The sequence below is a fragment of the Chitinophaga sp. genome (genome assembly GCF_036569185.1).
GTDB lineage: Bacteria > Bacteroidota > Bacteroidia > Chitinophagales > Chitinophagaceae > Chitinophaga.
Map to the genome: position 1 here is coordinate 1 of NZ_DATCRD010000085.1, position 4015 is coordinate 4015.

The following is a 4015-nucleotide window of genomic DNA, read 5'->3' on the forward strand; positions in this document are numbered from 1 at the left end:
TTTCTCATATTCGAGCGTACCGGTTTTATCATTACTGATCACCCGTTTCTTTGCATCAAAGTATTCTACTTCAAACTCCAGCGAAACAATGCTGATTTTGATGGTGAGGTATTTGTTATCGGCTGAGAGCTTCCATTTCCCTTTGCGGCTTTTATCGCCGTTGATCCCCTGGAATACGCCATTTTCTTCAAATACCTGGTATGTATTCTCTGGCTGTGTTACCACGCCGCCTTTGGTTTCCTTTACCAGTTTCCATTTCCCGATCAGTTCTTTGGCGGTCTGCGCTTTCAGCACCAGGCCGGCGCCTGTGAGCAGTAAAAGTAATGATAGTCGTTTCATCTTTTTTGTGCTAATATAAATGATAATACCGGTATTAATGTTTTATTCCGCTGTCCGGGCATATTTCCTTTTCAATTGTGTTGGAACTGTTCATCCCGTTGGTATTAAATTCAACGGAGGAGGTGCTGTTACCCGTCGTAATCCTGATCACGTATTCTGTATCCGGTTCCAGGGTAGCTGTAAAGCTGCCGGTTTCTGCGCTGTAGCACCAACCGATGCCTCGTTTTTTGTTGTAGAGATATATGCAGCTCCTGCGGTAACGGGGACATACATTTGCGGTAAACGGAATCTGCAACCCCGGCACAAAAGGCTTCAAAGTTTCGATGGTGGTAGTATTGGGCGAGCTCCAGCTATATATGTCGTCATCCCCCATTCCACCCTGGCGGTTGGAGGCAAAATACCCCTGGCCATTTCCGTTCCGCACGAAGAAGAAGTCATCGCCGGGAGAATTAAGCGGGAAACGCATATTGTTGGGTTGCGACCATTGGTTTTTGCCACCGGTGGCTGCGAATATATCGAATCCGCCCATTCCAATTCCACCCTTACTGGAATAATAGAAGGTCCCGTCTTTTGCAATAGCTGGAAATGCCTCGTCATCTGCTGTATTGATCACTGAGCCCGCATTCTGTGGCGTTCCCCAGGAACCGTTTGGCTGCAGTTCGGAAAACCAGATGTCTGTTCCTCCTTGTCCACCCGTCATGTCGGAAGTAAAATAAAGTATGTTGCCATCCGGGCTGAGCGCGGCGTGTCCAATGGAGTATTCTGAAGACTTATTATACGCAAAACTTTCTGCCGGCTGCCAGTGGCCGCTGCTGTCGCGATGAGAAACCATCAGTTCCAGGCGCCTGTTGCCCCGGATTACAAGGCCATGCGGAAAGCGCTCCTTTTCACCGTCTATTCGTTTATCCGCTTCCGTTACCGTAAACCACGCGGTATTGAAACCGGCATCAAAGGCTACGGGACCCACGTGGTACCTATAGCTGTTAAAAGCGGTAGATAAATCGAACAGGTAAACATTACCATAGTTGACCGTATCGGCAAGATAGAGTTTGTAAAAGGGATGATTATTTCTGCCATAAAGATTTTTGTCGACCTTACTGCCGGGCAGTAAAAGATCCTTCCGAAGGGAATCAGACATAAATACAATACCATTGGGATACCAGGTAGCTCCCCAATCGGACAGTGTTGTATTAAGCCTGGGAACACCCCTGACTGCTTCTGCGGAGGGGCTGTTCATCCATTGCACCGCGGCATCGCAGCCGGCAATGCGGTTGGCGATCAATGCTGCCTGGCTGTTACTTTGTTGGGCGGCGGCATACGCCGCCTTTGCTTCGGCGTATTTCCCCTGTGATTTCAACATATCAGCGTAATACAGGCGGGTTTCCGGCACCGTATCTCCCTTTTCTAAAACAACAGCATACCATTTTGCTGCAGCTTCATAGTTATTGACCATCCTGTAACAGGTTGCCAGTCGCTGCAAAAAAATCAGCTTTGGATGCTTCTTTTTTGCCAATCTTTCATACAGGTTAGCAGCCCGGGCATACTCATATTTATGATAAAATATTTCAGCCTGCCGGGAGGTTGATTTTTGTTCCTGTGCCGATACAGATACTACCAGCAAGTTAGCTAATGCAAAAATCCAGATCTTTTTCATCATAAACGGATATATTAAAAATAGCGGGGACTAAACACCCGTTGTCTTTTGTTGGGAAATGTAATACCGACAGATATTTCGTGAGAGCCGCTCTGGGCAGACGACATTTTGCTGGTGGTAATATCGTACGCATATCCAATCCTGAGATTGGGGGTAGCGAAGAACTCGACCAGTGCGCTGGCGGCGTCCAGCTGTTCCAGGTCGCTCTGCAGATGGGACTTATTCCAGATCTTTACTCCTGTACGATAAGAACCGCCAATCCAGACTTTTTCGGCGATCAGCAGAAACGCATTCAAATCCAGGTTGGTAGGTCCTTTGAAGTCCTCTTTCACCAGGAAGCTTGGTTTCAGTTTCAGGTTATCGGACAAATTGAGCACCGTACCAGCGGTGAGATAAAGGTGCTGTGTTTTGCGGATTACCTTGTAGTTGTAATTGCGCCAGTAATAGCGGGTATTATCTGTATAGAGAGAAAAAAGATCCATCACAGAAATACCTGCATAAAAGTTGGGCGTATAATAGTATACGCCAAAACGAGCGTCCGGAACGATGGTGGAAACCTTTGCGGCGGGAATGGCGGGATCGCCGCTATCATTATACACCAGGGCGGTTCCATCAATCGAATATTGGGTAGCTCCCGCGCCTACGCCGAGGCATAAGCGGCGCGTGCCTTCGTCGTCAAGCGGGATCCGGTAAGAATACATGCCGTAAACTGATGAAGCATCCTGCGGCCCCAGTTTATCGTAGGTAACCTGCAGTCCCAGCCCTACCCGCTGTTCACGGGTATTGAGCGCCCCGTCCAGCGACACAGCGCCTGTTTTAGGTGCGCCGGGGAAGTTCACCCATTGCTGCCGGTATACGGCGTTGAGATAAAGATCCTCTTTATATCCTGCATACGCCGGGTTTACGCTCAGCATATTAAACGCGTATTGGCTGTACTGCACATTTTGCTGGCCCCTGGAGATAGCAGGCGAACCTGCTGCAAGGCAGAGCAGGAACGCCAGTTTTATGTTAAAGGGTGTGCGCATATTATTCGCTTTGGTCATTGACATTTTTTTTATCGCAGTAATTCTATCCATCCTTTATGTACTTTTTCTCCCTGCGGAGTGTTCAGTTTCAGGATATAGTAGTAAGTGCCTTCATTGAGACCGTTACCATCCCAGGTGTTATCATAGTTCTTGTTCTGGTATACCATATTACCCCACCTGTTGTAGATATAGATTCCTGAGCCCGGATAGCGCTGCAGTCCTTTTATCACGAACCGGTCGTTCATACCATCCCCGTTTGGTGTTATCACGTTCGGAATGAGGAGCTCAAGTGCAGGTACCGGCGTCAATGTAGGCGTGTCATTATCTTCACGTGTTCCAGATACATCCGTGGTTCTTCTGCCATCCGGAGTTTGACCGGTTACCGTTGCCGTATTGGTTACGGATCCTGTGTTGATATCGGCCGATGTAAGCGTATACGTTCTGGTAAACGTAGTGCTGCCGCCTGGCGCCAGGCTACCGGGTATTGCTTCGTCGACCATGCCCAGCTTCGCATCTGTAAGTGTAAGGTTACTCAATGCTACGTTGCCGGTATTACGGATGGTGAAGGTGTAAGTGATAGTAATGCCATCGGTAGACACGACGCCCGCTTTCACCAGCGTTATACCCGGAGCAGATGGAACTGGTACCACGGTTGGTGTATTGTTATCACCAGTTGTACCCGAGGTATCTGTTACCGTGCCGCCGCCTGGGGTTTGGCCGGTAGTGTTGGCGGTATTTGTTACAGATCCTGCGTTGATATCCGCCTGCGTAAGTGTGTACGTTCTGGTGAACGTAGTGCTGCCGCCGGGCACCAGCGTGCCGGGTACCGGTTCATTACTCATTCCCAACTTAGCATCATTCAGCACAAGGTTGCTCAGGGTCACGTTACCAGTGTTACGCAGCGTGAAGGTGTAAGTGATGCTGCTGCCATCTGTGGACAGGGCGCCGGTTTTCACGAGGCTTATACCCGGAGCAGATGGAACTGGTACCACGGTTG

Annotated in this window: 4 protein-coding genes; all 4 read right to left on the bottom strand. The window is 49.1% G+C overall.

Features of this window, described 5'->3' with window-relative positions; translation table 11 throughout:
- The coding region (locus VIM72_RS06620; protein ID WP_332002075.1) for a lipocalin-like domain-containing protein at window positions 1-339 on the bottom strand (339 nt) is incomplete at its 3' end.
- Window positions 340-373: 34 nt separating this feature from the next.
- Complete coding sequence (locus tag VIM72_RS06625; RefSeq protein WP_332002076.1) at window positions 374-1996, bottom strand: hypothetical protein; 1623 nt, start codon at window positions 1994-1996, stop codon at window positions 374-376.
- 11 nt (window positions 1997-2007) lie between these two features.
- A complete protein-coding gene (locus VIM72_RS06630; protein WP_332002077.1) occupies window positions 2008-3036 on the bottom strand; it encodes a type IX secretion system membrane protein PorP/SprF in 1029 nt (342 codons plus the stop codon).
- A gap of 11 nt (window positions 3037-3047) precedes the next feature.
- Window positions 3048-4015 (bottom strand): gliding motility-associated C-terminal domain-containing protein (locus VIM72_RS06635; protein ID WP_332002078.1); only part of this gene is annotated, 968 nt, incomplete at its 5' end.

Coding starts and splice junctions, on each gene's coding strand:
- VIM72_RS06625 (WP_332002076.1), bottom strand. CDS start 1,996: ATGATGAAAAAGATCTGGATTTTTGCATTAGCTAACTTGCTGGTAGTA.
- VIM72_RS06630 (WP_332002077.1), bottom strand. CDS start 3,036: ATGACCAAAGCGAATAATATGCGCACACCCTTTAACATAAAACTGGCG.